Source organism: Thioclava sp. (assembly GCF_048263065.1).
GTDB lineage: Bacteria > Pseudomonadota > Alphaproteobacteria > Rhodobacterales > Rhodobacteraceae > Thioclava.
This window is the reverse complement of the sequence record NZ_JBLXEM010000003.1, coordinates 24,846-50,652: the sequence shown is the minus strand read 5'-3', so window position 1 is coordinate 50,652 and position 25,807 is coordinate 24,846. Positions and strand designations below refer to the sequence as shown.

26 protein-coding genes and 1 tRNA gene are annotated in these 25,807 nt (G+C 59.4%); 15 read left to right on the top strand and 12 right to left on the bottom strand.

Annotated elements, in window-relative coordinates; all coding sequences use genetic code 11:
* Positions 1-30 precede the first annotated feature (30 nt).
* A complete protein-coding gene (locus tag ACN0SD_RS05580; protein ID WP_417807241.1) occupies positions 31-753 on the top strand; it encodes a beta-ketoacyl-ACP reductase in 723 nt (240 codons plus the stop codon).
* Positions 754-815: 62 nt separating this feature from the next.
* Positions 816-1,721 (top strand): DMT family transporter, encoded by a 906-nt coding sequence (locus tag ACN0SD_RS05575; RefSeq protein WP_417807240.1) that lies wholly within the window; start codon positions 816-818, stop codon positions 1,719-1,721.
* A 15-nt stretch (positions 1,722-1,736) separates the two neighbouring features.
* Here ACN0SD_RS05575 and ACN0SD_RS05570 read toward each other — a convergent pair whose 3' ends face one another.
* From ACN0SD_RS05570 to ACN0SD_RS05560, 3 genes are all read right to left on the bottom strand, one after another.
* Positions 1,737-1,904 (bottom strand): YdcH family protein, encoded by a 168-nt coding sequence (locus tag ACN0SD_RS05570; RefSeq protein ID WP_417807239.1) that lies wholly within the window; start codon positions 1,902-1,904, stop codon positions 1,737-1,739.
* Positions 1,905-2,022: 118 nt separating this feature from the next.
* Positions 2,023-2,784, bottom strand: coding sequence for a tRNA1(Val) (adenine(37)-N6)-methyltransferase (locus ACN0SD_RS05565; protein ID WP_417807238.1), 762 nt, complete (start codon positions 2,782-2,784; stop codon positions 2,023-2,025).
* Positions 2,784-2,996 (bottom strand): DUF2007 domain-containing protein, encoded by a 213-nt coding sequence (locus ACN0SD_RS05560; RefSeq protein ID WP_038131679.1) that lies wholly within the window; start codon positions 2,994-2,996, stop codon positions 2,784-2,786. Before ACN0SD_RS05560 ends, ACN0SD_RS05565 begins: the two co-directional genes overlap by 1 nt.
* A 61-nt stretch (positions 2,997-3,057) precedes the next feature.
* Here ACN0SD_RS05560 and ACN0SD_RS05555 point away from each other — a divergent pair, with 61 nt between their 5' ends.
* Entirely contained in the window at positions 3,058-4,059 is a 1,002-nt protein-coding gene (locus ACN0SD_RS05555) for a polyprenyl synthetase family protein (RefSeq protein ID WP_417807237.1), read from the top strand.
* Between the two features lie 122 nt (positions 4,060-4,181).
* Here ACN0SD_RS05555 and ACN0SD_RS05550 read toward each other — a convergent pair whose 3' ends face one another.
* The 7 genes from ACN0SD_RS05550 to ACN0SD_RS05520 form a co-directional block, all read right to left on the bottom strand.
* Positions 4,182-5,513, bottom strand: coding sequence for a glutamine synthetase family protein (locus ACN0SD_RS05550; RefSeq protein WP_417807236.1), 1,332 nt, complete (start codon positions 5,511-5,513; stop codon positions 4,182-4,184).
* Between the two features lie 3 nt (positions 5,514-5,516).
* Positions 5,517-6,344 (bottom strand): ABC transporter permease, encoded by an 828-nt coding sequence (locus ACN0SD_RS05545; RefSeq protein WP_417807235.1) that lies wholly within the window; start codon positions 6,342-6,344, stop codon positions 5,517-5,519.
* Complete coding sequence (locus tag ACN0SD_RS05540) at positions 6,341-7,222, bottom strand: ABC transporter permease (RefSeq protein ID WP_417807234.1); 882 nt, start codon at positions 7,220-7,222, stop codon at positions 6,341-6,343. Before ACN0SD_RS05540 ends, ACN0SD_RS05545 begins: the two co-directional genes overlap by 4 nt.
* 43 nt (positions 7,223-7,265) lie before the next feature.
* Positions 7,266-7,988, bottom strand: coding sequence for a transporter substrate-binding domain-containing protein (locus tag ACN0SD_RS05535; RefSeq protein WP_417807233.1), 723 nt, complete (start codon positions 7,986-7,988; stop codon positions 7,266-7,268).
* Between the two features lie 30 nt (positions 7,989-8,018).
* Positions 8,019-8,813, bottom strand: a complete 795-nt coding sequence (locus tag ACN0SD_RS05530; protein WP_417807232.1) for an ABC transporter ATP-binding protein — start codon at positions 8,811-8,813, stop codon at positions 8,019-8,021.
* A 141-nt stretch (positions 8,814-8,954) separates the two neighbouring features.
* A complete protein-coding gene (locus ACN0SD_RS05525; protein ID WP_417807231.1) occupies positions 8,955-9,404 on the bottom strand; it encodes a TerB family tellurite resistance protein in 450 nt (149 codons plus the stop codon).
* Between the two features lie 75 nt (positions 9,405-9,479).
* Positions 9,480-10,511: an NADP-dependent oxidoreductase gene (locus ACN0SD_RS05520; protein ID WP_417807230.1), complete on the bottom strand. Its 1,032-nt coding sequence runs from the start codon at positions 10,509-10,511 to the stop codon at positions 9,480-9,482.
* Positions 10,512-11,154: 643 nt separating this feature from the next.
* On the opposite strand from ACN0SD_RS05520, the gene ACN0SD_RS05515 reads away from it, so the two are divergent.
* Both ACN0SD_RS05515 and ACN0SD_RS05510 read left to right on the top strand, forming a co-directional pair.
* Positions 11,155-11,655 (top strand): twin-arginine translocation pathway signal, encoded by a 501-nt coding sequence (locus tag ACN0SD_RS05515; RefSeq protein WP_417807229.1) that lies wholly within the window; start codon positions 11,155-11,157, stop codon positions 11,653-11,655.
* Entirely contained in the window at positions 11,655-12,272 is a 618-nt protein-coding gene (locus ACN0SD_RS05510; RefSeq protein WP_417807228.1) for a ferric reductase-like transmembrane domain-containing protein, read from the top strand. Before ACN0SD_RS05515 ends, ACN0SD_RS05510 begins: the two co-directional genes overlap by 1 nt.
* Positions 12,273-12,291: 19 nt before the next feature.
* Here ACN0SD_RS05510 and ACN0SD_RS05505 read toward each other — a convergent pair whose 3' ends face one another.
* Positions 12,292-13,551 carry a cytochrome P450 gene (locus ACN0SD_RS05505; RefSeq protein ID WP_417807227.1) on the bottom strand — a complete coding sequence of 420 codons (1,260 nt, stop codon included), beginning with the start codon at positions 13,549-13,551 and terminating at the stop codon, positions 12,292-12,294.
* Positions 13,548-14,666 (bottom strand): sulfotransferase family protein, encoded by a 1,119-nt coding sequence (locus ACN0SD_RS05500; RefSeq protein ID WP_417807226.1) that lies wholly within the window; start codon positions 14,664-14,666, stop codon positions 13,548-13,550. Before ACN0SD_RS05500 ends, ACN0SD_RS05505 begins: the two co-directional genes overlap by 4 nt.
* Positions 14,667-14,742: 76 nt before the next feature.
* Between ACN0SD_RS05500 and ACN0SD_RS05495 the strand changes: the two genes are divergently transcribed.
* From ACN0SD_RS05495 to ACN0SD_RS05450, 10 genes are all read left to right on the top strand, one after another.
* Entirely contained in the window at positions 14,743-16,008 is a 1,266-nt protein-coding gene (locus ACN0SD_RS05495) for a hydroxymethylglutaryl-CoA reductase (RefSeq protein ID WP_417807225.1), read from the top strand.
* Complete coding sequence (locus tag ACN0SD_RS05490; protein ID WP_417807224.1) at positions 16,005-16,910, top strand: UbiA family prenyltransferase; 906 nt, start codon at positions 16,005-16,007, stop codon at positions 16,908-16,910. Before ACN0SD_RS05495 ends, ACN0SD_RS05490 begins: the two co-directional genes overlap by 4 nt.
* Positions 16,910-19,333, top strand: a complete 2,424-nt coding sequence (locus ACN0SD_RS05485; protein WP_417807223.1) for a PEP/pyruvate-binding domain-containing protein — start codon at positions 16,910-16,912, stop codon at positions 19,331-19,333. The genes ACN0SD_RS05490 and ACN0SD_RS05485 overlap by 1 nt, the downstream gene beginning before the upstream one ends.
* Positions 19,320-20,420 (top strand): DUF3419 family protein, encoded by a 1,101-nt coding sequence (locus tag ACN0SD_RS05480; protein ID WP_417807222.1) that lies wholly within the window; start codon positions 19,320-19,322, stop codon positions 20,418-20,420. The genes ACN0SD_RS05485 and ACN0SD_RS05480 overlap by 14 nt, the downstream gene beginning before the upstream one ends.
* Entirely contained in the window at positions 20,417-21,736 is a 1,320-nt protein-coding gene (locus tag ACN0SD_RS05475; protein ID WP_417807221.1) for a diacylglycerol/polyprenol kinase family protein, read from the top strand. Before ACN0SD_RS05480 ends, ACN0SD_RS05475 begins: the two co-directional genes overlap by 4 nt.
* Positions 21,733-22,578, top strand: a complete 846-nt coding sequence (locus tag ACN0SD_RS05470; protein WP_417807220.1) for a hypothetical protein — start codon at positions 21,733-21,735, stop codon at positions 22,576-22,578. The genes ACN0SD_RS05475 and ACN0SD_RS05470 overlap by 4 nt, the downstream gene beginning before the upstream one ends.
* Positions 22,571-24,001 carry an AMP-binding protein gene (locus tag ACN0SD_RS05465; RefSeq protein ID WP_417807219.1) on the top strand — a complete coding sequence of 477 codons (1,431 nt, stop codon included), beginning with the start codon at positions 22,571-22,573 and terminating at the stop codon, positions 23,999-24,001. The genes ACN0SD_RS05470 and ACN0SD_RS05465 overlap by 8 nt, the downstream gene beginning before the upstream one ends.
* 394 nt (positions 24,002-24,395) lie before the next feature.
* Positions 24,396-24,710, top strand: a complete 315-nt coding sequence (locus ACN0SD_RS05460; RefSeq protein ID WP_417807218.1) for a hypothetical protein — start codon at positions 24,396-24,398, stop codon at positions 24,708-24,710.
* Between the two features lie 88 nt (positions 24,711-24,798).
* Positions 24,799-25,365, top strand: a complete 567-nt coding sequence (locus ACN0SD_RS05455) for a fasciclin domain-containing protein (protein WP_417807217.1) — start codon at positions 24,799-24,801, stop codon at positions 25,363-25,365.
* 120 nt (positions 25,366-25,485) lie between these two features.
* Positions 25,486-25,559, top strand: a tRNA-Gly gene (locus tag ACN0SD_RS05450).
* Positions 25,560-25,807 lie beyond the last annotated feature (248 nt).

The following is a 25,807-nucleotide window of genomic DNA, read 5'->3' as shown; positions in this document are numbered from 1 at the left end:
CAACGGGATTCATTTGGAGGAGAAAACATCATGTCCAGAGTTGCACTGGTCACCGGCGGAACACGCGGTATTGGCGCCGCGATTTCGGCTGCACTCAGCGAGGCAGGCTACACCGTCGTCGCCAATTATGCTGGCAATGATGAGGCGGCCGCGAAGTTCACCGAAGAAACCGGAATCAAGACCTACAAATGGTCGGTTGCCGATTATGACGCCTGCGCCGCCGGGATCGCGCAGATCGAGGAAGAGGTCGGCCCGATCGACGTCCTTGTCAACAATGCCGGCATCACCCGCGATGCGCCGTTCCACAAGATGACGCGCGAGCAGTGGAGCCAAGTCATCGACACCAATCTGAGCGGTGTGTTCAACATGACCCACCCGCTTTGGACCCGGATGCGCGAGCGCAAATTCGGCCGCATCGTCAATATCTCGTCGATCAACGGTCAGAAGGGGCAGTTCGCACAAGCGAACTATTCAGCCGCGAAGGCGGGCGATCTGGGCTTTACCAAAGCGCTGGCGCAAGAAGGCGCGCGCGCCAATATCACCGTGAACGCGATCTGCCCGGGCTATATCGGGACCGAAATGGTGATGGCGGTGCCCGAAAAAGTGCGCGAATCGATCATCGCGCAAATTCCGGTCGGGCGTCTGGGCGAGCCGTCCGAGATCGCGCGCGCGGTGGTGTTTTTGGCCTCCGATGATGCGGGCTTTATCACTGGCTCGACGATCACGGCTAATGGCGGGCAATATTTCGTCTGATCCCCCTCTTGGCATTTTGTATCGAGGCCCGCATCTTGCGGGCCTCTTTCAGTGGAGCGCACATGACACGCAGCAAGGCGACGTTCATCGGGTTCACAGCCGTGCTGCTGTGGTCGCTTCTGGCGCTGTTCACGGTCGGCTCTGCCCCCGTCCCGCCCCTTCAACTCAACGCCATATGTTTCGCCATTGGCGGCGCAATCGGGGTGATCTGGTTAAGTGTCACGGGCGGGTTACATCAGCTGCGCTGCGTGCGCTGGCCGATCTATCTGGCGGGCACGGCGGGGCTGTTTGGCTATCATTTTCTGTATTTTTCTGCGCTGCGTCTGGCGCCCCCTGCGCAGGCCGGTCTGATCGCCTATCTCTGGCCGCTGCTGATCGTGTTGTTTTCCGGCCTGCTCCCCGGCGAGCGGCTGAACGCCTGGCACATCATCGGCGCGTTCGTGGCATTCGCGGGCGCGGCCCTGATCCTTGGCGGAGGGATTGCGAGCGATGCCAGCGCGCTGCCGGGCTACGCCTTAGCGGGGCTTTGCGCGCTCACATGGTCAAGTTATTCGCTCCTGTCGCGCCGCTTTGGCGCGGTGCCAACGGGGGCGGTGGCGGTCTATTGTCTGGCGACGTCGGTTTTATCGGGGGCGGCCCATTTCGCGCTCGAAACGACGGTCTGGCCGCAACATATGCTGGGCTGGGCGGCGGTGGCAGCCCTTGGCCTTGGGCCGGTCGGGCTGGCCTTTTATACTTGGGATCTGGGCGTCAAGCGTGGCGATATTCAACTGCTTGGCACGGCGTCCTACGCGGCGCCGCTGATCTCAACGTTGATTTTAGTGATGGTGGGAATTGCGCCGGCAAGTCCCGTTCTGCTGATCGCAGCCGCGCTAATCGCAGGCGGGGCGGGATTAGCGGCGATGGGGGCGCGGCGCGCCCTACGCCCTGTAATTGAAACCGAGCCGCCGCGACGGGCGACCCGGTAATTTTGAGAGGGGCCCTCAGGCCTGTTCAAGACGGTGAATTTGTTCTTTTAGTCGGAGCTTTTGCTTCTTCATGCGAGCGATCTCAAGGTCGTCGGTAGCAGGGCTTCGCGCTGCACGTTCTACCTCCGCCGCCAGAGATTCATGTTTTTTGCGAAGTTCGGTGATATGCGAACCAAGCGACATGGCAGTCTCCTCTCTTGTTGTCAGCCCGTTGATTGCATCACAGCTTTTGAGTCGTGTCACGAGTTTGTCGTAAAAAGACGGGCAATCAGCAGTTTTCTCGCGAAGTCTTGCGAAAAGCTTAACGACGAATGAGCAATTTTTGACCATCGCGCAGGATGGCGTGCGCAATTTCTGAAAAATCCTCAGCATCGCGTGTATGCTGCGGCGCGCCGTGCACGATCAGTGGTGCAAGCAGCTCTAGGGGCGCACGCGCGCCCTTGCGGGCCTGCACGATCACGCGGCGTGCCGGACGCCCGACGCGCGGCGCTATCGGCAAGACGGTGATCGCCCCGGCGCGCCCTTGCAGACCTATCAGAATATCGCCCAACCGGTCGGCCTGCTGGATCAGCGTCACCATGCCATCGGGGTGCAAGCGGCGCAGCCCAGCATCCAACCAAAGCGCCAGCGGCGTGACCTCTCGCAGCGCGTGCTCGCGTTCGCGATCTGTGGCCGGAGTGCCGCTTTGGGGCACAAAATAGGGCGGGTTAGCAATAATATGATCAAAGCTGCGCGCGCGCAGATCGGCTGGCATCTCTGCCAGATCGCCTTCGATCACCTCAAGGGTCATCGCGTTGCTTTGCGCATTGGCCCGCGCCAAAGCGGCGTAGCGCGGCTGCACCTCAAGCCCGGTCTGGCGCAGCCTAGCAACCCGCGCCCCCAGACACAGGCTGGCCACCCCTGCCCCGCAGCCCAGTTCCAACACCGATTGCCCCGCAGATGCATCGCACGCCGCCGCCAGAAACACCGCATCCATCGCCGCGCGATAGCCCGCCTTGGGCTGCGCAATGCGCAAACGCCCGCCCAGAAACCCGTCTTCGCTTAACTCTGCAGGCGCAAACATCAATCCGGACCGATCTCATTGTCACGCAAAACGGCTTGGGCAAGGAACAACTCGCCATCGCGCACCATCAGGCGGCGCGGCAATATGCCCAATGAGCCCTCCAGAACGCTCATATGGACGTCCATCTGGAAGGCTTCTATACCCTCGCCCTTAAGCAGTGATGCTGCAAAAGCGAGTTTGACAGGGTCGGTGCTACGCAATAGCTCTTTCATGTCCCTCCCATACGGCCCCTTGCGCGGCCTGTCGAGATGGGGCCAGAGCGGAAGGATGACAATGAGCTTCGATGACAAGACGGAAAAACCGCACGACCGGCTGGCCAACGCGCTACAAGCAGATCTAAGCGCGACAGATGCGCTGATCGTGCAGCGTATGGCGTCGGAAAATGCGCCGCGCATTCCCGAAGTGACCGCGCATCTTGTGGGGGCTGGTGGTAAGCGGCTGCGACCGATGCTGACAATCGCGGCGGCGCGGCTGTGTGGCTATCAGGGTAGCCTGCATCACAATCTCGCTGCGGCGGTCGAGTTCATCCACACCGCGACCCTCCTGCATGATGATGTGGTTGATGAAAGCAAGCAGCGCCGGGGGCGGCCCACCGCGAACCTGCTGTGGGACAACAAATCAAGCGTGCTGGTTGGCGATTATCTGTTCGCGCGGTCGTTCCAGTTGATGACGGACACGCAAAACCTGCGGGTGCTGTCGATCCTCTCCAACGCAAGCGCTGTCATCACCGAGGGAGAGGTGCTGCAGCTGAGTGCCGCCGAAGACCTCGCGACGACTGAGGACACCTATTACAAGGTCGTGCGCGGCAAGACGGCGGCGCTGTTTTCTGCCTCGGCCGAGGCGGGCGCGGTGTTGGCAGGTGCGCCCGAAGAGCAGATTTCAGCGCTGCATGATTACGGCGAAAGTCTGGGAATTGCGTTTCAGGTGGTCGATGACCTGCTCGATTATCTCAGCGATGCCAAGACGATGGGCAAGAATGTGGGTGATGACTTCCGCGAGCGCAAGCTGACGCTACCGCTCATCAAAACCATCGCCAAAGCCAATGACGAAGAGCGCGCATTCTGGAAGCGTGTGATCGACAAGGGCGATCAGCACGAGGGTGATCTAGAGCACGCTTTGGACCTGATGAAAGCACATGGCGCGCTGGAACAAACCCGTCAAGCCGCCATCGATTGGGCCGACCGTGGCCGTGCGCGCCTGTCGGTGCTGCCCGCAGGAGAGCTTCGCGATATGCTTGGCGATCTTGCCGATTATGTCGTGGCACGTCTGCGCTAAAGGCGGTTTAAGGCAGGTCGGCCGGTGCGACCTAAGGGATAGCGTCGGCCTGACGTTTTAAGGACCAGTTTCTCAGGGAAACTGGTCCTCTTTATTGGCTGTATCAGTCGGGAGCAGCGCCCCTAAACGGTATCGAGATAAAGCTCGCTCTGTTCCTGTTCGGACAGTTCGGCCATGTAGCGCAGTTCTTGGCGTTTGGTCATCGCAAAATTCTCGATCAACTCACGTTCAAAGATACGCCCGATCATCTCACTGCTGGTAAACGCCTCAATCGCGGCGCCCCATTCGGTGGGCATTTGCGGCAAATCGAGCGCATAGGCATTGCCCTTGATTGGCGCCGGCGGTTCTTTGCCGTCCTTAAGGCCTTCAAGCGCTGCGCCCAGAACGGCGGCGATCATCAGGTAGGGGTTCACGTCGCCCCCGGCCACACGATGTTCAATGCGGCGCGCGGCAGGGCCCGAGGCCGGGATACGCAGCGCCGAGGTGCGGTTTTCATAGGCCCAGGCGATGCCGGTGGGCGCATGAGCATCAGGCACCAGCCGGTCATAGCTGTTTTCATGCGGCGCAAAGACTAGCGTGGAGCCTTCCATCGCGGCCAGACAGCCCGCTACCGCATGACGCAGCTTGTCGGAGCCTTTCTCGGAGCCGTCGTTGAAGATGTTCTTGCCCTCGCTATCGAGCACCGAGAAATGCATATGCATGCCGTTGCCGGACCATTCGTCATAGGGTTTGGCCATGAACGAAGCGGCAAAGCCATGGCGGCGCGCCAGCCCCTTGACCAGCATCTTGAACAGCCACGCATCATCGGCCGCCTTGAGTGCATCGTTCTGGTGGCTCATGTTGATCTCGAACTGGCCGGGGCCAGCCTCGGAGATCGCGGTGTCGGCGGGGATGTCCATTTCCTCGCAGGCATCATACAGCTCAGTGAAGAAGATATCGAACGCATCAAGCGCGCGCAAAGACAGCACCTCACCACCTGAGCGGCGCTTACCCGACTTAGGGCTGGGCGGCACGCGCAACTGCTTACCGGAATCGTCGATCAGGAAGAACTCCAACTCGGTCGCAACCACCGGCGTCAGCCCCATCGCGGTGTAGCGTTCCGCCACGCGCGCCAGCGCCTGACGCGGATCGCCCGCATAGGGCGTGCCATCCATGTGAAACATCCAGATTGGCAGCAGCGCAGTGGGCGCCTCAAGCCACGGCATCGGCAAGAAGCCACGCTCGGTCGGCATCAAAAGGCCATCGCAATCGCCTGATTCAAAGACCAGCGGACTGTCTTCGATATCCTCGCCCCAGATGTCGAGATTCATGACCGAATACGGAAACCGTGTACCCTCGGCGAACACTTTGTGCGCGAAACGCGCGGGCAGACGTTTGCCCCGCGCCACGCCATTGAGATCTGCGGCAGCGACGCGGATCGTGTGAACGTCGGGATGATCGTGCAGCCAGTCCATAACTCACCTGATGATTTGCGGCCTGAAACGCATCTTTGCGCGCCGCTCTTGCGGCAGATGACGGTTCAGACGTCGGTTAATAAAGCCAAAGATCGTGATCACCGATAGCGTCAGCAAGATGAAATAGAAAGCCGCGATCGGATAGGGGATGAAAGGGTTGAAGGTCTTGTCCGCGAAGTATTTCGCGTAATAGAGCGCATCGCCCTCTTGGCGAAAGGCCGGGAAACCCGAGAAGAAGACCAGCGTCGTGGCGTGAAACAGAAAGATCGCCTCGTTGGTGTAGGACGGCCAAGCCAGCCGCAGCATGGTAGGCCAAGTCACGCGGCGAAACTTATTCCAGCCCGACAGGCCATAGGCATCTGCCGCCTCAAGATCCCCCTTAGGAACCGAGCGTAGCGCGCCGTAGAAAATCTCGGCGGCATAGGCAGAGGTGTTGAGAAACAGCACGAACAGCGCCCCCGCCCAAGCCCGCGTCATCCAGTCAGTATCCACAGTGATGCCCAGCACCGGAATGCCCGCACGCGGCAGCATCGCCAGCGCCTCATAGGCGAGGAAAAACTGGATAAACAGCGGCGAGCCGCGGAAGACGAAGATGAACCACTCAGCGGGTTTGCGGATCACCCGCGTCTCGGTGTTTTTTGCCAGCGCCAGCGCGGTGGCGAAGAAGAATCCACCCAACAGCGCGAGCACGCCGAAGTAGATATTCCACACCATGCCAGACCCGATCAGGGTGAACTGCTGGCACATCGTGAAATCGCTGCGCGGCAGCAGACGCTCGCCCACGCCAACCGAGCGCAGGCCATAATCGGCGATGGTCTGGAGACAGCTCATATGTCAGCCTTTCGCAGCGCTTCACCACCCGCCGTCGCCTGCCCGAAGGACAGCTTGCGATTGATGCGGTTCAGCACGATCTCGGAAAGTTTGGTCATCACGAGATAGAACACCAGCAGCACAAGGAAATAATAGACCCGCCAATCAGGATGGGGATAGGCGTAGACGCTGGATTTCGTGGCACCCAATTCGCGCGCCCAATAGACGATATCCTCGATCCCCAGCAGGAACAGCAGCGGCGTGGCCTTGATCAGGATCATCCACAGGTTGGATAGGCCGGGCAGCGCATAGGTCCACATTTGCGGAATCAAGACCCGGCGCGTGACTTGGGCTTGCGTCATCCCATAGGCTTCGGCCGTTTCAAGCTGCGCGCGCGGCACGGCTTGCATCGCGCCATACAGCACATTGGCCGCGAAAGCGCCAAACACCACCGCAAAGGCAATGACCGCCAGCGAAAAACCGTAAATCTCATGATAGATTTGAGGCGCGGAATTCAGCGGCATTTTCGCCGCCGCGCAGACGTGAAATTCGTTGCCCGCAAAGACCGGTTGGTTCCAGTCGGGGCATTTTATCCGGTTGCGCACATATTCGATCCCCTGATCCATCGCGATCGGGACGAACAGGAAAAAGATGATATCGGGCACGCCGCGCACCATTGCCGTATAGGCGCGACCGATCCAGCGCAGCGGGGTAATCCTCGAACGCGCGGCCAGCGCCCCGCTAAAGCCGAACAACAGCGCCACCGGGGCGGTGACAACCAGCAGCACCAGCACGATCCCGAACGAGCCATAAAACAGCATCTGCTTCCCCGTGGTGAGGTAGCAAAGCATCCATGACAGGCCATGAAGGGATGAGGGATCAGCGCAGCTTGAAAACATCTATATGGTTGGGGGCAAGCCGCGCGGCCCGCCCCCTTTCCGATCAGTTTTCAAAGGTCATCGAGTCTGCACCGAAGTATTTCACGAGCAGCTTGTTCAGCGAGCCATCCGCTTTCATTTTGGTGATGCCGTCGTTGAATTTGTCTTTCAGCTCGGTGTCGGATTTGCGCAGACCGATGCCGATACCATCGCCGAGCGAGACATCCTCCCCCACGAACTGGAACCCATCCGTTCCAGCAAACGGCTTGAGCGCGTCTTTATCGGCAAATACCGCATCGGCCTCGCCGTTTTTAACAGCGGCGATAGTGTCATCCAGCGTGGCATATTCCGCCAGCGTCGCGCCGGTTTCGGCCACATGGGCGGCCTGAATCGTGCCGGTTTGGGCTGCGACAACGCCGCCTTTCAGGTCCACTTCAGGCGTCATCGACAGATAGGCCGAGGCTGCGGGCGGATAGTAAGCTTGCGTAAAATCAATGGATTGCTTGCGCTCGTCGGTGATCGACATGCCCGCCATGATCGTGTCGTAGTTACCCGACAGCAGGTTGGGGATGATCGAATCCCAGTCATTGGTGACCCAAGTGCAGGTCAGGCTCTCCATCTCGCACAGTTTGTCGCCCAGCTCGCGCTCAAAACCTGCGACCTGGCCGTTATCGTCGATGAAGTTGTAGGGAGGGTAAGCGCCCTCGGTTCCCATACGCACGGTTTGTGCCGCAGCGACGCCGGCACTCAGCACGAGGGCGGCAGCAGTCAGGATCAGTTTTTTCATGTTATTCCCCTGTCATTGGACTTGGTTGGTTCACGCCGGCGCGGTGGCCGACAGGAATTGTTGCAGGCGCTCCGATTTCGGGGCGCCAAACAGAGCCTCTGGCGGGCCCTCTTCTTCGATCTTTCCCATATGGAGAAAGACCACATGGTCTGACACATCCCGTGCCAGCCGCATATCGTGGGTCACGAGGATCATCGTGCGATGCTCGCCCGCGAGATCCTTGATCACCTTGACCACCTCTTGCTGCAACTCGGGATCGAGCGCAGAGGTGGGTTCGTCAAACAACAGCGCCTTGGGCTCCATGCACAAAGCGCGCGCGATCGCGGCGCGTTGCTGTTGTCCGCCCGAAAGCTGCGCGGGATAGGCATCACATTTGTCACCGATGCCGACCTTATCGAGCAGCGAGCGCGCGAGCGGTTCGACCTCGGCCTTGGGGTGACCCAGCACGGTGACCGGTGCTTCCATCACGTTTTGCAAGATCGTCATGTGCGCCCAGAGATTGAACTGCTGGAATACCATCGACAGGTTGGTGCGAAACCGCGTGACCTGTGCGCGATCGGCGGGGCGACGCGACTGGCCCTGCCCTTTCCAAAGCACGCCCTCACCCTCAAACAGGATCTCGCCCGACTGGCTGTCTTCCAGCAGATTGGCGCAGCGCAGAAGAGTGGATTTGCCCGATCCCGATGAGCCGATGAGCGAGATCACCTGACCGCGCAACGCCTTCAGAGAGACGCCCTTGAGCACCTCAAGAGAGCCGTAGCTCTTGTGAAGATCGCGGATTTCGATGACGGGCGCATCTTGCGATGCAGGGTCTTTTAGGGGCACGCGGGGCAGCTTCTCTTTGTCCGTTCGGTCAATCTGGCGCGAATTCGATGCGGATTGCAACGGGGTCGTGACAGTTGACCCAAGGAAAAGCGGCGAAAACACAGGCAAATGGCGTAAAAACAGGCGCGGCGTGCGCGATGGTCAGGTGCGCCGCGCCTCGACCCGCTGACGCGCCAGCGCCGAATCGACGTCATTCACACCCAATAGCTTAGAGGCGAGCCGGATCAACGTCTCTTCATGGACATCGCGCACACCATCGGCCAGCGCGACGTCCCACAGCGCCTCAATCACGCCGGTGCGGTCCTCATAGGCGACCTTGTCTTTCAGCGCGCGCGTGAAGCGCACGGTATCTGGTGCACCGACCTCGACCTCTTCGGCGTGATGGCGCAGCTCGGTTGCCTCGCGCGTCGATAGCCCGTTGCGCGCGGCCAGAACTCGGTCGATGCGCACCTTTTCCTCATCGTCATAATTCCCGTCCGAGCGCGCAAGACGCACCAAAAGCGCGGCCAAAGCCAGCTCGCGCTCATCAGAGGCCAGCGGGTCAAGCGCGGGGGCGGGATCATTCAAGATATTGAGCAAGCGTCCAAACATGGGATTACAAATAACCTCGAAGTTGAAAAGAGCAAGTCACGACGGGGTCACACAAACGCAACCCCGTCCTCAGGCTTAGCCGACTTTGACAACCATCTTGCCGAAATTGCGCCCTTCCAACAGATCATAAAGCGCGTCCGGCGCGGCTTCCAACCCATCAACCACTTGTTCTTTATACTGGATTTTTCCTTCCGCCAGCCAATCCGTCATATCGCGGGCAAACTCCTGATAAAGCGAAATCGGGAAGCTGTCGAAGATGATAAAGCCCTGAACCTTGACCTTCATGCGCAAGATTGTGGACAGGATTTGCGGGCCGTGATCGGGTCCATCGGGCAATCCGGTGAGGTTATACCACGCCACCATTCCACAAACCGGCACGCGCGCGAACGGGTTAAGGAGCGGCAATACACCATACAGAACCTTGCCCCCGACATTCTCGAAATAGACGTCGATCCCCTCGGGACAGACGGCGGCAAGCTGATCGGCGAAATCGTCGGCCTTGTGGTCGATACAGGCATCAAAGCCCAGCGTTTCGACCACATGCGCGCATTTCTCAGGCCCGCCTGCAATACCAACAACGCGACAGCCTTTGATCTTGGCGATTTGCCCGACCGTCGCCCCGACCGGCCCTGACGCTGCCGCGACAACGACCGTCTCGCCCGGTTTCGGCTCGCCGATCTTCAACAGCCCTGCATAAGCGGTGTAGCCCGGCATTCCCAAGATCCCCAACGACCACGAGGGGTTTTGCGGCGCAGCACCAAGGTTAAGAACCTGCGTGCCATCCGAAACCGCATAATCCTGCCAACCACTTGGCGCGAGAACAAAATCACCCGGCGTGAAACCGTCGCAGTCACTTTGCATCACCTCGGCCACGACTTGCCCCGTCATAACGCCGCCAATTTCGACCGGATTGGCATAGGATTTCGCCGCGCTCATGCGCCCGCGCATATAGGGATCAAGCGAAAGATAGACCGTGCGCAATAGCATCTCGCCCTTGCCCGGCTTGGGAAGGTCCCCAGTCTGCAGGCGCAGGGTGTCGGCGTCGGGCGCGCCCTCGGGGCGTTTGGCAAGAACGATTTGGCGATTGATTGTATCAGACTGCGGCATGGCTCGGGTCTCCTGTTTCCAGCCCATAGCTAGCGGTCGAACGCGGAAAAGAAAGGGGGCTAGCGGTCCTGGCCCGTAAAGCGATCCGAAAAGGTGTGCGTTGATCGATCACCCCGGTCTCGCAACTTCCGAACTGTCCTTTATGGACGGTGCGGAAGGTTTAGATGCCTGCAAGCGCAACCTTGGCTCCGCTGAGTATGCGAGAGCGACGCATGGGGCGCAATCGCTGCTCTTGGGCAGTATGAACTCTCACGATGCGATTGTTCAAAGTTCTTGCGCTCAACAATCCATTGCAGCCCGCGCCAAGAGCGATCTGCGCCATAGGCACGACAGCGGATTGCGATACCACCAGTGCACACCCAGAAGGATGATTTCGCGTGAAAAGCGGTGACCTTTAAATAGGTTGCAACGTGCCAGCATCACCGCCATTTCCCAATGCGCACGACAAGGTCTCGCAGGTAATCGGCTAACGCAACTAACCCGCCGAAATCATCTTGCGCAGCCGCAGTCCATAAATTGATGATCTCCGTGCGCAGATCGCACGTATACTTGGGCAAACGGGATTCGCGGGCCCGTCCCTATCGGCCCGTTGGGAGCCTTGCGGTGGTGCGACGCTGCGGGCGCAAACGCAGGAGAGATGACGATGACCTATCTGCATTTCACGCGGCGCAAGTTTGTGATGGCGGGTGCGGCAAGCGCGGGGGCCGCACTGGTAACAGGCGCGAGCGGCCTTATTGGTCAAGCGCGCGCGCAGGGGATCGCCCCGACACCGACGATGCGCGGTGGGGCGAACAACTATCTTCCGGGCGCCCCGATCGTCGATCGGATCGGCAATGGCGGTTTCTGGATGCGCGGCACCGTGCGGCGCGCGGGCGACGGCGCTCCGCTTGAAGGCGTGCGCATTCAAATCTGGGCGCATACCACCGAAGGTTACGAGCGCGACCCCCACAGCCATGGTGCAACGCTGACCGATGCCGATGGCGCGTTTCGTCTTGAAACCCCCCAGATCGTTCCCGCCTTCGGTCAGCCGCATGGTCACCTCGCCTATGATAGCGGCACCTTCAAGACGGTCTTCCTGCGCCCGGTGATGGCGAGTTCGACGGATACCAGTCTGGAGGCGCATTTCGTCCTTCAGACCGCCTGATGCGTATGAACGCGCTCAAGGCATTTCTGGGCTGGGCGGCCCTTGGCTGCGTGATCGCTGTTCCGATTGGCGTCGCTGCGACAAGCCCGCTGCTGCAATGGCGCGATCCAGTCTATATCGCCTCCGGCTTTGCGGGGATCATCGCGATGGTGCTGCTTGTTGTGCAGCCGCTGCTGGTCGGGGGCTACTTGCCCGGCGTACCAAGGCGCAGCGGGCGCACTCTGCATCGCTGGACGGGAGCGTTGCTGGTCATGGCGGTCGTCCTGCATGTCGCAGGGCTTTGGCGCACCAGCCCGCCGGATATGATAGACGCGCTTCTGTTCGTCTCTCCAACGCCGTTCTCGCCTTGGGGTGTTGCCGCGATGTGGGCGATTTTTGCGGCCGCGCTGCTGGCGGTGTTTCGGCTGCGCGCAAGCCTGCGGCTTAGAACGTGGCGGCTGGGCCATTCGGGGCTGGTCATTGCCGCCGTGGTGGCAAGCGTCGTGCATGCGCTGCTGATCGAAGGGACGATGGGGACGCTTTCCAAGGTGCTGCTTTGCGGCGTCGTCATCGCGGCTATTGCGAAAGTGCTGTTCGATCTGCGGGCTTGGAAGACGCTGACACGCCCGAGAGGGTGACGTCGGGCGATACCTGGCGTCAGGGCAGGACCGAAGTTCGCGGTTCGACGCGCAAGATCACAGGGCCTTGGTGCTGCAAAGTGATCCCGGGTAGCGCCTGCAAATGCTGATCGGGGATAAGCACAAGGCGCATCTGGGCGAATACCCGACGCAAAATATGCGTGGCCATTTTATTCGCAAGATGCAGCCCGACACAGCGATGTTCGCCCAATCCGAACGGAAGATACCCATCGCGCGGGCGCGGCGAATGGTCGATAAATCGCGACGGATCAAATGTCTCGGGGTTTGGCCAAAACTCGGGGTGGCGATGCAGCAGATAGGGCGAAATCAGCAGCGAGCTGCCGCGCGGAATTGCAAAGCCGCCAATGGTGTCATCCGCGATCACGCGCCGTTCGATCACCCAGATAGAGGGGTAAAGGCGGATCGCCTCGGAAAAAAGATGCGCCGGATCGGCAGTCTCAAACTGTCCCGCGCTATGAATGAAGGCCCATGACAGCGCATTCGCCGTGGTCTCATGCCCCGCAAGCAACAGCGTTATCGCCGCGTCGCGGAGTTCTTGGTCGCTCAGAGCGGCATCGCCTTCGCCCTCATGCGCCTGAAGAAGTCGAGACAGCACATCATCGGGGCGATTTTCGGCGCTGCGGCGTGTTTGGATCAGCTCGGCCACGACCGCATTAATACGCGCCAAGGCGGCTTTGAAATCGCGCCGGTGGAGCCGTGGTGACAGGAGTGATGCGTCCAGCGGTGCCTCAATGCGCCGCCACGTATCCGCCAGAAGGGTTTTGAGAGCGGTGTCGATAAGCTTCGGATCAACGTCGGACGAGAACAGGATTTTGATCGCTGCAGCAATAACGATCTGCATCATTTCATCGACGATGTCGATTGTGCCGGTGCGCTGCCACCGCGCCAGCATGGGGGTCAAAAGCGTGTCGAGAACGGGCTCGATCGCGTCAAAGCATTGCGGCTGAAATGCGGGCTGAATCAAGCGGCGATGGCGTTTCCATGCCCCCTGATTGGCCGATAACAAGCTGTCACCCGTTGTCGCCGCGATCCGGCTCGCGCTGCGGGTTGCCTTGTCGTAGTTGGAGGTATGTCGCGACAGGACGTGCTCAATATACTCGGGCCGATTGATCAAATGCGCGGTTATTGGACCAAAGCGAAACCGGACAATATCGCCATGCGCGCGCGCTGCATCGGCAAGGAAGCCTAACGAGTCCTCTTTGAACGCGGCCAGTGAACCCCAGATCAGGCCTCCTTTCGGGCCCGGTGCGCGCGTCATTTCGGGTAGTTCCATGTGTCAAAGCTGCGCGACCAGCGCTGGGCAACGACTGCTTTGGTTGCATCGTCGAGCGTGGAGAACGCGTTCTTCTTATAGTTGCTCAGACTGTCAACGTAGCGGCGCAACTTTGGTTCGAACGCCTCAAATCCCTCAAGCGACAACTGTTGGTAGGTCTGCGCAATCGCGCCAACCGGATCAGATTCCAGCGCGTCAAAACTGATCTCGTGGAACCGATCTTTCGCAATCAAGGGCAGGTCCTCGAAATAGGCGTCATACATGGTCTCGTGGCGTTGCAAAATGCCTTCATCAATGGCAGAAAGATCGGGCTTTTGCAGGTAGGTGTACCAACCCGCCGTATCAAAGAAATGGCGTTGCGATTGAAAGACGCGGTAGGGGTCGCGGTGAATATGAACGAAACGGGCCTCGGGAAACATCTCGAGGATCGTGCGTATCCGGGCGGTATGCGGCGGAGATTTTATCAACAGCGCCCTTTGGTCATTTAACGAGAGCTTTTTGCAGAACTGCACAAAAGCTGCCTTCCACGCCGCGATTTCACGCCGATCAACGTCGCGAAATGTCATGTAGCGATCATAATGCGCCATGCGGCTTGGAAAACTGACACCAAGATAAAGCGACGTAAGCGTCATCAATAACGGGGCGAATTCATCTTCTTGCGGCGAGGTGAATTTCAACGCCATATTATCCATCGGCCGCGTATCTGGCAGCATCCAACGAAACGCGCGCGTTGCAAAATTCTCGGTGCTGAGAAAGGTGTAGGGGTTCACGACTTGATAGGTGTTGGGGAACTGAAACTGCGCGGTGTCTTGCGCAAGAAGTTCATGCAAAAACGTCGTGCCGCTGCGCCAATGACCTAAAACGAACACCGGTGGGCGGGTGATTTCCACAGCTTCAATCGCGCGCCCAAAGCGTAAATCCTCAACCCCAGCCAACAGTGAATTGGACAAGCTCGCCAAGGTAATAACCGCAGCGCGATGGGCATAGGCGGGGGAAATCGCAAAATTGTTTTGCGCCAGCAGCTTGCACCATTTCCCGAGTGTGATGCCCGTCAGGTAGTTGTGCCCGATACTCCAGCGGTGTTTTAGGCGATCGCCCATCTACGCTCCTTGCGTATTGGTTCGAATTGGTCATTTTGTGCGGGGTGTAGCGTATAAAGTAAAGGCGGGGTGTAATATGACTATCCCTTCTCATGTTATTGAGATGCTCAAGAAGGTTCGGGGCCGATTTGCCGCAGAGCCGATTGCGCAACGCATGCTTCCCAGTGACGCAGAGTTCACTACCTTACGCCCGCAACGCAACGCCACGCAGGCCTCGGTTGATAAATACTGGGCGCGGCTGCACCGTCCGGCCTCGCAAGCTGATCAAGACGCGCTGGCAGACCCCCTTACGATGGCCAACCCAGACCAGTTCAGCGCCAATATCGAAAACTTCATCGGAACGGTGAAAGTACCCGTCGGCATCATCGGGCCGCTGCGGATATCTGGGCTTAACGCGAATGGCGATTTTCACGTCCCGATGGCCACGACCGAGGCCGCGCTGGTCGCCTCTTATGCGCGCGGGGCGTATGCGGCGACAAAATCGGGCGGCATTACCGCAGCGCTTTTGTATGAAGGCGTGATCCGCACACCCGCCTTTGTCTTTGACAATCTGTTCAATGCTGGCCTGTTCGTCGAATGGGTCGTGAGTGAAATCGACGCGCTGAAAGCCGCCGCCGAAGGCACCACGCGGCATGGCAAGCTGGTCTCAGTTGAACCTATCGTGGACAACAACGTCGTCTTCCTGATTTGTCGCTACACAACCGGAGATGCGGCGGGGCAGAACATGGTCACCATCGCAACGAATGCGCTCTGCGAGGATATCGCTGCGCGTTGCACGGTGCCGATGAAGGCGTGGTATATTGAGGGCAACTTCTCGGGCGACAAGAAGGCCTCATTCCTTGGCTTGGTCACGGGGCGCGGGCGCAAGGTCAGCGCGACGGTGACGCTGAGTGGTGAGGTCGTTGAAAAGACCTTGGGAACAAGCGTTCAGGCGATGCTGGATTACGCTCAGGTGGCGAATTTAGGCTCGCATCTTTCGGGGCAATTGGGCGCGCAGGCGCATTTCGCAAACGGTCTGGCGGCGCTCTATATCGCGACCGGGCAAGACGCCGCCTGCGTTGCAGAAAGTGCGATCGGCATCACCCGAATGGAGGCGCGCGGCGATGATCTATTTTGCAGCGTGACGCTGCCCAATATCCTTGTCGGCTCTGTCGGCGGGGGCACATCGCTACCCAGCCAATCTGCGGGTTTGAATATTCTGGGCCTCAAGGGGGAAGGTCAGGCGTCGGCCTTGGCCGAGGTCGCCGCCGCCGTCTGTTTATGTGGTGAAATCTCAATCGTAGCGGCGATTTCGGCGGGCCATTTCACCCGTGCGCATGAAAATCTGGCGCGTCACAGATGAGCGCACCGCCCCTTTGGACCTACCAAAAAGAGCGCTTCCCGCTGGCCAAAACCGCCCCCCTTCTGGCGGTGTTTTCGGCGGCAAGTATCTGCGTGTCCGCAACGCTGTCAGGTCGCCCACTTCCCGGTTGGGGCGGCTTCGTCGCGGGGTTCCTCATTGCGATGTTGCTGTTTTTCCAGATGCGGGTTTGCGACGAATACAAAGACCTGGAGGATGACCGCCGCTATCGCCCCTCGCGGCCGATCCCGCGCGGGTTGGTGTCACTGCGTCTGATCGTCACTTTGGGCGTCGTATCGTTGCCAATAACGGTTGCTGTCGCGTGGCTTTGGTATCCGCCCGTCTTGTGGCTTTTGGCGCTGGTTTGGGCGTGGCTTGGCGCGATGACGCTGGAATTTGGCGCGCCTGCATGGCTCAAGGCGCGGGCAGTGCTTTATCTGCTGTCGCACATGCTGATCATGCCGCTGATCGACTTGTTGCTGACGGGGTTGGAATGGATGCCCGGCGGCGGCGCGGCGTCTGATCTGTGGTTGTTTCTGGCGCTGTCATTCGTGAATGGCTGCGTGTTGGAGATCGGGCGCAAACTGTGGAGCCCGGAAAACGAGATCGCGGGCGTCGACACCTATTCGCGCCGTTGGGGGCCCTCACGCGCGGCGATGATTTGGTCGGCCTGCGTGCTGGTTTCTTTGATGTTGCTCGTCGCGGTCGGGGCGGCAACCGGCACAATTTGGGTCAGCGCAGTCTTGGGCGGAATTGGGGCTGCGCTGGGCTGGTTCAGCGCCGCAAACTATGCTGCCGCCCCAACCCCGGAGGCCGAAAAGCGCATGGATACGATTGCCGGGCTGTGGGTTTTTGCCTGCTATGCCATCGCCGGGTTCGCCCCGTTTTTAGTAAGGCTTTTCTGATGTCACCAATTATCGAACAAAACGCAGCGCTTAAGGTTCACGAGGTCGGCGGAAAGGCCGCAGCCCTTGCGCGCCTTGCACAGCACGGGTTCAACCCACCTGCGTTTTTCGTCCTTTCCCCGGAGGTGTTTGAACGCGCTGAGAGGTGTGACGGGCTCGACGCGGCATTGGCCAAACTGGGCGCTGGCCCGTTTGCCGTGCGCAGTTCGGCGCGTCAGGAAGACGGCGCCGAGCACAGCCATGCGGGCCAGTTCGATACGGTTCTGAATGTCGCGGCGCAAGATGTCTGGAGCGCCGCAAATCAGGTCTGGCAGTCTGGCTTCTCAACCACCGTGGAAACCTATCGCAAGGTTAAATCCGGTGGCGCGGCTGAGGGGCCTGCCGTGATCGTGCAAAACATGATTGATGCGCGTGCCGCTGGCGTCGCCTTTTCGGCGGACCCGGTGACGGGGCAACGCAACAAGGTCGTTGTGTCGGCCATTGCGGGCCTTGGCGAGCGGCTGGTCTCTGGCGAAGAAGACGGCGAAAGCTGGACGATTGGCACAAGCGTGTCAGGCCCTGCCTCTGCGACGGTGCTGAACGCAGATCAAGCGCAACAGATCGCGGATCTCGCGCGCAGGGCCGAGGCGGTTTTCGGCATGCCGCAAGACATCGAATGGGCCTTTGACGGCGCGGGCCTGCACATCCTGCAATCGCGCCCCATCACCACCAAACTTTTGCCAGCCGCACAGCCAGATAATGCGCTGACGATCTTTGACAATTCCAATATCGTGGAAAGCTATCCGGGTATGGTTAGCCCGCTGACTTACTCGTTCGCGATCGACATCTATAGCCATGTTTACGAGGCTTTCGTGGCGCTTTTGGGCGTGCCCAAGGCGACCATCACGGCCAATTCCGCTGTCTTTGGGAACATGCTGGGGCGGATCGATGGGCGGGTTTATTACAATCTGGTCAACTGGTATCGCGCGCTGGCGCTGTTGCCGGGGTTCTCGCTGAACCGGACCTATATGGAGACCATGATGGGGGTCGCCACGCCGATGCCCGCAGAGGTCACCGATCACATTGGCCCACCGCCAGCACAGGGGCTGGCGCGGCTGCGTGAGTATTTGAAACTGGCGAAGGTCGCGGGCGGCCTTGTCTGGCAAGCGGTGCAACTGCCACGCACCCGTGCGCGGTTCTACGACCGGCTCAATGATGCGCTAACCAGTGGCTTTGATCCGAAAACGGCGGGGCCGACGGCGCTTGCTGCTGAATACCGCCGCGTTGAGGCCTCGCTGCTGCGCCGTTGGGATGCGCCGCTGGTGAATGATTTCTTGTGCATGATCGCCTTTGGCGCATCGCGCAATCTGATGCAGAAATGGCTTGGCGATAAAGGCGTGCTTTTGCACAATGACGTCATGATTGGGCAGGGCGATATTGTCTCGGCAGAGCCTGCCCAACGCATTGCGAAAATGGGCAAGATGGTTGCCGATGCCGGGATTGTGCAGGCGCTGCGCGAACACGGGCGCGCGGCACTTGCGGGACATGACGCCATTGCGCGCGAGGTTCAGTCTTACCTTGATAAATTCGGGGATCGCTGCACCGAAGAGCTTAAATTGGAAAGTATCCCGTTAAGCGATGATCCTGCGCTTTTATTGCAAGCGATTGCGGCAAGTGCCGGGCGTGCCCCCGTTCCCGAGCATGTGGTGAGCGCGCCCGATTGGACTGCGTTCTTTCCCAAAAACCCGATCAAACGCCAGTTCGCGAGATGGCTGATCGGCTGGACCAAGGCGCGCGTGCGTGACCGCGAGAACCTGCGGTTTGAACGCACCCGGATATTTGGCTATACGCGCAGTGTGTTTCTGGCATTGGGGCGCGAATTTGCCGCCCGCGATCTGTTAGAAACGCCACGCGATATCTTGTATCTGACCACGCAAGAGGCGCTTGGGGCCGTCGAGGGGTTCGCGCTGTCGGCCAACCTCAAATCTATCGTGGCGCTGCGCAAGGCCGAAGACGCGGCAGCCGCGCTACGCCCGGACCCGCCCGAACGGATCGAGTTGCGCGGGCCAGCGATTGCGCCGGTCTGGACGGATGCGGCGCCGGAAACGGACACCGCCAAGACGCGCACGGCCACGGGCTGCTCTGCGGGGCGCGTCACGGCTAAGGCGCGCGTGATCCACGATCCCAGAACACAAACGCTTACGCCCGGAGATATCCTTGTCGCCCGTCACACCGATCCGGGCTGGATCGCGGTGTTCGCTTCGGCCTCGGCCATCGTGGTCGAGCGCGGCTCGCTATTGTCGCATTCAGCCATCGTGGCGCGCGAGTTGGGCATCCCTTGCGTTGTCGGGCTAAAGGGGGCCACGCAATGGATCAGCGATGGCGAGATGATTTGCGTGGACGGTGCAAGCGGATGTGTGGAGCGGTGTGATGCAGAACTCTGAGATCGAAACCAAGGCCGCCTTTGATCATATCCGCTACGCGCAGCTTTGGGAGGATGCCGATGTTCTGACCCAAGGTTTGGGCGATTGCGCAGGGGGCACGTTGGTGTCGATCTGCTCGGCGGGCGACAATGCGCTGGCGATGCTGACGCTTGATCCGAAAAAGGTGATTGTCGTTGATCTTTCGCCCGCGCAGATTGCCTGCCTTCAACTGCGGATCGGAGCCTTTCGCAACCTGACACATCCAGAGTTTCTGGAGCTGATGGGCGCACGTTCCAGCCACCGGCGGCGGGACTTGTTGCTCAAGGCGCTGGGGGGGCTGGACGGCGAGACACAGCACTTTTGGCAGGGTCTTAGCGACGATGTCGCGCAATACGGGGCGGGGGGCCTTGGCAAGTTCGAACGCTATTTCCGCATCTTCAGAACGCGGCTACTGCCCTTGGTGCATTCGCGAAAAACGATTGATGCGATCTTTGTGTCGCGGCCAAAACCAGAGCGTCAGGTGTTTCTCGATACCCGCTTTAACACATGGCGGTGGCGGCTGTTATTGAACACCTTCTTTTCGCGGTTCGTGATGGGGCGGATGGGGCGGGACAAGGCCTTTTTTGATCACGTCGATGGCAGCCCCGCGCAACACGTGGCCCGCCGTATCCGGCATGCGGCTGTCACCTGTGATCCGGCGATGAACCCCTATCTGCACTGGATCATGAAGGGCGATCATGGCGATGCGTTGCCGATGACATGGCGCGCAGAGCATTACGAGGTGATCCGGTCACGGTTGGACAGGCTAGAAATCCGGCCCGGTTCGCTAGAGGCGTTTGTCTCGACCGGAGAAAAGGCCAACGGGTTTAACTTGTCCGACATTTTCGAGTATATGTCGCCAGAGATTTTCAACGCGGTCTATGGTCAGATTTTAAGCGCATCGGCCCCGGGTGCGCGCTTGGTGTATTGGAACATGATGGCGCCACGACGGGTGCCGGATGAATTTCAGGAGAGGGTTGAAACCTTGAGTGAGGTCGAGACGGCGCTGAAAGCGATAGACAAAGCGTTTTTCTATTCCGACTTCGTAGTGGAGCAAGTGCGCGCGTGAGCCCGGCCCTACAGATTGCGCTATTGCTAGGCTCGGTTGTGGTCCTTTTAGGGCTTATGGCGGTTGTGCGCGTGCTGTCGCGTGTCTGGGGGTTCAGCAGCGAGGTGCAGCGCAAACTGGTCCATATCGGCACCGGGCTGTATGCGCTTACGCTGCCGTGGCTTTTTCCCGATCGCTGGCCGATCTATGGCCTCTTGGGGCTTACGGTGGTTGTGATGCTGGTTCTGCGCCGACCCGGCTCGCGCTTGGGGCAGACTTTGCACGGAGTGGATCGTCAGTCATACGGCGATCTGCTGTTGGCCCTTAGTGTGGGGCTGTGTCTGTTTCTGGCGGGAGATCGGCTTTATCTTTATGTCCTGCCGATTGCGGTTTTAACCCTAAGCGACGCCTTCGCAGCCCTTGCAGGGAAAGCCTACGGATCGATCCATTTCACCGTGGAAGAAGGTCAGAAAAGCGTTGAAGGCAGCGCGGTGTTTTTCGCGATCACCTTGCTGATTTCGTTTGTCTGCCTGATGTTGATGGCCGATCTCGCGCCGCTCAATATCATCGTGTTGTCAGTGATGGTCGCAAGTTTTGGGACCTATGTCGAAGCGCTCAGTTGGCGCGGTTTTGACAATATGTTTTTGCCGCTGGGCTTGTTGATATTCTTGACGGTTCATGCCGAAGACTCACTGGCGGATCTGGCCGCTCTTGCCGTCTTGTTTGCGCTTTGCGTCGTCGCGTTCAATCGCGTTGCGGCCAAGATCGGACTTAGCAAACACGCCGCCCGCGTCTATGTTGTGGCGGTTTTTCTGTTGCTTGCAGTCACAGAGGTGCAAAACGCCATCTTCCCGATTCTGGTGCTTGGCGCGCATGCTTGGTGCCGAAACGCGACGCCCTGCACCGCGAAATATCCTGATCTGGATATCGTGGCGGGGCTGGCACTGGTCAGTTTCGGCTGGCTCACTTTGGGCAACGCCACGCAATGGAACGCGGTATCGTTTTACGGCCTCACCACGATGGGCCTGATGATCGGGCTGTGCGCGTTGGCCCTGACGCGGCAGGCGTTGGGGGTGCGTGTTGTCGCTTTGGCGGCGATTGTGTTGGCGGCTATGGCCCTGCGCGCGGTCATCCATGATCTGAACCCAGATGCCGCAAATTGGAACGGTCCGATGTGGGCAATAGGTGCGATCAGCGCCGTTGGGATGGCAAGCATCCCCTCGGTTTTCCCAAGCGGTTTCGTGCGGGCGCGGGTGACGAAACTGACGCTTCTTTCGCTTGCGATACCTCTGCTAAGCTATCTTTACGCAATTGATATTTCGAGGCTTTGGACATGAGCAATCAGGTTTTCAAAACAGACGGCGCCAAGATTACGGTGTTTCCGGATGGCCCGGACTGGGATGGGGTGAAAACCGCGACGGTGGGGGCCTTCAGTTGCAAGACGCCCGAGAGCGGTGCCGAGGTTCTAAATCAGGCCATCGCATTCATTCGCGCACAAGGCATCCGCCAGATCCTTGGGCCGATGGATGGCGACACATGGCACAGCTATCGCGGTGTCGTACAGTCAGATGGTAGCCCGGCCTTCCTGCTGGAGCCGCGCGATTCCATTAGCGAGCTGGAGGTGCTGAAAGCTGCGGGCTTCACCCAGATCAGCGGGTATTTCTCGGCGCGCGTGCCCTTGGCACAAACGGCGCAGACCGTACCGCCCGAGAGTGCGGCTTTTACTATCGAGACGTGGGATGGAAGCGATCCCGAAAAGCTGTTTGATCAAGTGTTTGAGCTGTCCTGCGAAGCGTTCTCTAAAAACGCGTTCTACAAGCCGATCAGCCGCGATGCGTTCATGGCGATGTATATGCCGATGGTGGGGGTGCTGAAACGCGAGCTGATCTTTTTCGCCAGACGGCCCGATGGAACGCTAGCGGGGTTTCTGTTTGGAACGCCGAATTACGCCGAGGGCCCAAAACCTAGCAGCGCGATCCTCAAGACTTATGCCAGTCTCGAACATGGCGCGGGTCAGCATCTTGCCTATGCGTTTCATAAAGCGGCCTTGGCCGAGGGCTATGACATCGCGATTCACGCCTTGATCCATGATGACAATCTTTCAGGCCTGCGCAGCGCGGCAGAGCATGCCGATGTGTTTCGCCGCTACGGGCTATTTGGGTTAAAACTGGATGGCTAGCCTTCTCGACGATTTCGCCGCCGCCACCCTGCGGCACCCGGAACAGGTGGCGATTGTCGATGGCAAAGGCCGCGAGACAACCTTTGCCCAGCTTAAATCCCGCGCCGACGGATTGGCGCGCGCTTGGGGCGCACAGGGGATCGGCAAGGGCGACCGCGTGCTTTTGGCGATGCATCTTGACGCGGACCTTTACGCAAGCCTCGCAGCACTTTGGTCGCTTGGGGCAACCGTGGTTTTGCCCGAGCCTGCAATGGGACTTGCGGGTCTGCGCCACGCTGCAAAAGTTGCGGGCGTGACAGCGTTTTGCAGTTCCGGCCTTTACGGGGTGCTGAAATTAGCGCTGCCCGAGCTGTGGTCTCTGCGCCATCTGCGCCCCCGGATCAAACCCGACGCTCCCTTTGTTGGGGTCTCCCCGAGTGCAGATGACATCGCCTTGATCTCGTTCACGTCCGGCACCACCGGCGCCCCAAAGGCCATTCCCAGAAGCCACGGCTTTCTAAGCGCGCAGCATCACGCCATCGCACCGCTCTTGGCCAGCCCCGTTCCTGAGCGCGATCTTGTGGCGTTCCCCGTCTTTGTACTGATTAATATCGCCAGCGGACAAACCTCGGTTTTGCCCAACTGGAAGATGTCGCGATTGCGGAAGCTAAAGGCGGCAACGCTTGCTCAATGGATGACCCGCCAAAAGGTGACCCGTGCCCTCATTCCCCCCGCGCTGTGTGAAAAACTGGCAAAGACCGGTATCCCCGCGTCTCTGCATACCGTGTTCACCGGAGGCGGCCCGGTTTTTCCCGACATGCTGGACGCGCTTCGGGCGGCGAAACCCGGAGTTGAGATGATCTGCGTGTATGGCTCGACCGAGGCCGAACCCATCGCCTATCTCGATGCCAAAGACATCACGCAAGATGACCTTGCGAAAATGCAGGCCGGGGGCGGTTTGCTTGTTGGGCATCCCGTTGAAAATCTAGGCATCCGTATTGTCGCAGGTGAAATTCAGGTCTCGGGGGCGCATGTAAACGGTGGCTATCTGGACCCAAGGCATGACGCAGAAAACAAGACGCATGACGATGGGGCCATCTGGCATCACACGGGCGATGCAGGCGCCCTTGATCCGCAGGATCGGCTTTGGTTGTTAGGGCGTGTGGGCACCGATGTTGTCATACACGGCCGCCGGTTATTCCCGTTCTCGGTCGAGGTCGCGGCACGTGGCTGGGAGGGCGTGACGCAATGTGCCTTAATCGGCACCAAGACAGGCGCTTGTCTGGTGATTGAGGGTAATGCGGATCACATGGCCGCATGGGCCGCGCGTGCCGCGTCCTTCGGAGCGCTCCAGGTCAAACATGTCGCGAAAATCCCGATGGATAAGCGGCACGGTTCCAAAGTCGACAGGATCGCCTTGGGGTTGAACCAACGGACGAGATGATTCTCAGAGCCTCGCCACCTTTTTGGGCTGGGACTGGCTCTTGCGGATCATGTGAGCAACTTCGATGGGTCTGTGGCGTAAACGCCAGTAGTGCGCAGCCGGGTTCAAAAGTGCGATCTAGTCATGTGTCATTCAGGACAGTTTGGCGAAGAAATTGATCTCGCTGATAACACCGATCTCGCAATTTTCGAACTGTCCGTCTCGGATGGTGCGAAAGGTTTCGCTACCTTCAGGCGTAGCCCTGGCTCCGGCGGCCATGCGAAAACCGCGCATGCAAGACCTTAGCGCGCAATAGATAGCGCTGTCTGACAATATCGCGCCGCTTATCGCAAGCGCTAAGGCGTGTCCGGAGATCGCGACCGCAACAAGTGCCTATGAAGATGTGCTTAAGCGATTGGAAGGCTTTCTTGGGGATCCCGCGTGGGTGCATCTCGCGAATGAGCATCTATCACAGCTCATACGCCAAATAACCCTGACACCAGACCCGGAAAACCCCAAGCACCTGAACGCCGAGATCATCATCGATCTCGCCGATTTACTTTGCGTCGCAGGCCAATCATACCTGCCGCAAGAGCGTTTCCGGCACCATCAGCAAATAACAGTCAAACTGGGGGCGCTGCCCCCTCTGGCTTTCGCCATTCACCCCCGGAGTATTTTTGGCCAGATGAAAGCAAAAGCGGCGCGGGTTTGCGCGTTCACGCTTTCGTGAAGATTGCAAAGTGATCGGCTTTGGCGACTGCTCTCGTAACCCCTGCATCACGGCGGGAATACCCCCGCCGGAATTCAGGGAGAGACACATGACCAATATGTTCCGTAAGATTGCTGCTCCGATGATTGCCGCCTCGTTTGTGCTGGCCGCCCCGGCCTTCGCGGAAAATATGAACCCGATGGTGGGCGGTGCGGAAATGTTCGCCGACAAGCCGATTGCTGCGAACGCGTCGGCCGCACCGAACCTGACCACGCTGGTTGCCGCCGTGAAAGCGGCCGGTCTGGTTGATACGCTGTCCGGCCCCGGCCCGTTCACCGTGTTTGCACCGACCAATGCCGCGTTTGACAAGCTGCCCGCAGGTACGGTTGAGACCTTGGTGAAGCCCGAGAACAAGGACACGCTGACCAAGATCCTGACCTGCCATGTCGCAAACGGTGTGATCTCGGCTGAAAACATCGTGAAAACCATCGAGATGGGCAAAGGCAAAGCCACCATTGAGACGCTGGGCGGGTGCAACCTGACCGCGACAATGAAAGACGGCAAAGTGATGCTGACCGACCCCAAGGGTGACGTTGCCACCGTCGAGGTTGCCGATGTCAAGCAATCCAACGGCATGGTCCATGTCATCGACACCGTGATGCTGCCCAAGATGTAAGCTGTTTCCCTTTCAGCTTGCGACACGCGCCCGGATGGCCCCTTTGGCTGTCCGGGCGTTTTGCTGCGCGATCCCTCTTGACCGAGGCGCGCGGCTGTCTTACCTGTTCGGCCGCACCATGCGGGTATGATGTAATGGTAGCCTGTCAGCTTCCCAAGCTGAACGCGCGGGTTCGATTCCCGCTACCCGCTCCAGCCCGCCAATCCTGCAAGACGTTGATTTTAGGCGCAAATACACCGCCAATAGAGGCCTTCAGCTTCTCCCGCCTCAGGAGAACAAAAGGCCAATTCGGGACAGAAAACGACCATTTCTCCCGAAGAGTCCCGAAGAAAGTCCCGAAGCACGACCTTGCTCTGCAGGATTCGGCTCTGTTGCAACATATATAACTTCCCCTCGCGCAAGTGGGATCTCGAGATCTGATTTTGGTGCGTCATCGGGTGCT

Bases quoted from the DNA above. Each gene is read 5' to 3' on its own strand.
- ACN0SD_RS05540 (WP_417807234.1), bottom strand. From the start codon at position 7,222: ATGTTTTCAAGCTGCGCTGATCCCTCATCCCTTCATGGCCTGTCATGG.
- ACN0SD_RS05565 (WP_417807238.1), bottom strand. From the start codon at position 2,784: ATGTTTGCGCCTGCAGAGTTAAGCGAAGACGGGTTTCTGGGCGGGCGT.
- ACN0SD_RS05555 (WP_417807237.1), top strand. From the start codon at position 3,058: ATGAGCTTCGATGACAAGACGGAAAAACCGCACGACCGGCTGGCCAAC.
- ACN0SD_RS05535 (WP_417807233.1), bottom strand. From the start codon at position 7,988: ATGAAAAAACTGATCCTGACTGCTGCCGCCCTCGTGCTGAGTGCCGGC.
- ACN0SD_RS05455 (WP_417807217.1), top strand. From the start codon at position 24,799: ATGACCAATATGTTCCGTAAGATTGCTGCTCCGATGATTGCCGCCTCG.
- ACN0SD_RS05510 (WP_417807228.1), top strand. From the start codon at position 11,655: ATGCGTATGAACGCGCTCAAGGCATTTCTGGGCTGGGCGGCCCTTGGC.
- ACN0SD_RS05525 (WP_417807231.1), bottom strand. From the start codon at position 9,404: ATGTTTGGACGCTTGCTCAATATCTTGAATGATCCCGCCCCCGCGCTT.
- ACN0SD_RS05480 (WP_417807222.1), top strand. From the start codon at position 19,320: ATGCAGAACTCTGAGATCGAAACCAAGGCCGCCTTTGATCATATCCGC.
- ACN0SD_RS05570 (WP_417807239.1), bottom strand. From the start codon at position 1,904: ATGTCGCTTGGTTCGCATATCACCGAACTTCGCAAAAAACATGAATCT.
- ACN0SD_RS05560 (WP_038131679.1), bottom strand. From the start codon at position 2,996: ATGAAAGAGCTATTGCGTAGCACCGACCCTGTCAAACTCGCTTTTGCA.
- ACN0SD_RS05575 (WP_417807240.1), top strand. From the start codon at position 816: ATGACACGCAGCAAGGCGACGTTCATCGGGTTCACAGCCGTGCTGCTG.
- ACN0SD_RS05470 (WP_417807220.1), top strand. From the start codon at position 21,733: ATGAGCAATCAGGTTTTCAAAACAGACGGCGCCAAGATTACGGTGTTT.
- ACN0SD_RS05520 (WP_417807230.1), bottom strand. From the start codon at position 10,511: ATGCCGCAGTCTGATACAATCAATCGCCAAATCGTTCTTGCCAAACGC.
- ACN0SD_RS05495 (WP_417807225.1), top strand. From the start codon at position 14,743: ATGACTATCCCTTCTCATGTTATTGAGATGCTCAAGAAGGTTCGGGGC.
- ACN0SD_RS05550 (WP_417807236.1), bottom strand. From the start codon at position 5,513: ATGGACTGGCTGCACGATCATCCCGACGTTCACACGATCCGCGTCGCT.
- ACN0SD_RS05465 (WP_417807219.1), top strand. From the start codon at position 22,571: ATGGCTAGCCTTCTCGACGATTTCGCCGCCGCCACCCTGCGGCACCCG.
- ACN0SD_RS05545 (WP_417807235.1), bottom strand. From the start codon at position 6,344: ATGAGCTGTCTCCAGACCATCGCCGATTATGGCCTGCGCTCGGTTGGC.
- ACN0SD_RS05580 (WP_417807241.1), top strand. From the start codon at position 31: ATGTCCAGAGTTGCACTGGTCACCGGCGGAACACGCGGTATTGGCGCC.
- ACN0SD_RS05490 (WP_417807224.1), top strand. From the start codon at position 16,005: ATGAGCGCACCGCCCCTTTGGACCTACCAAAAAGAGCGCTTCCCGCTG.
- ACN0SD_RS05505 (WP_417807227.1), bottom strand. From the start codon at position 13,551: ATGACGCGCGCACCGGGCCCGAAAGGAGGCCTGATCTGGGGTTCACTG.
- ACN0SD_RS05515 (WP_417807229.1), top strand. From the start codon at position 11,155: ATGACCTATCTGCATTTCACGCGGCGCAAGTTTGTGATGGCGGGTGCG.
- ACN0SD_RS05500 (WP_417807226.1), bottom strand. From the start codon at position 14,666: ATGGGCGATCGCCTAAAACACCGCTGGAGTATCGGGCACAACTACCTG.
- ACN0SD_RS05485 (WP_417807223.1), top strand. From the start codon at position 16,910: ATGTCACCAATTATCGAACAAAACGCAGCGCTTAAGGTTCACGAGGTC.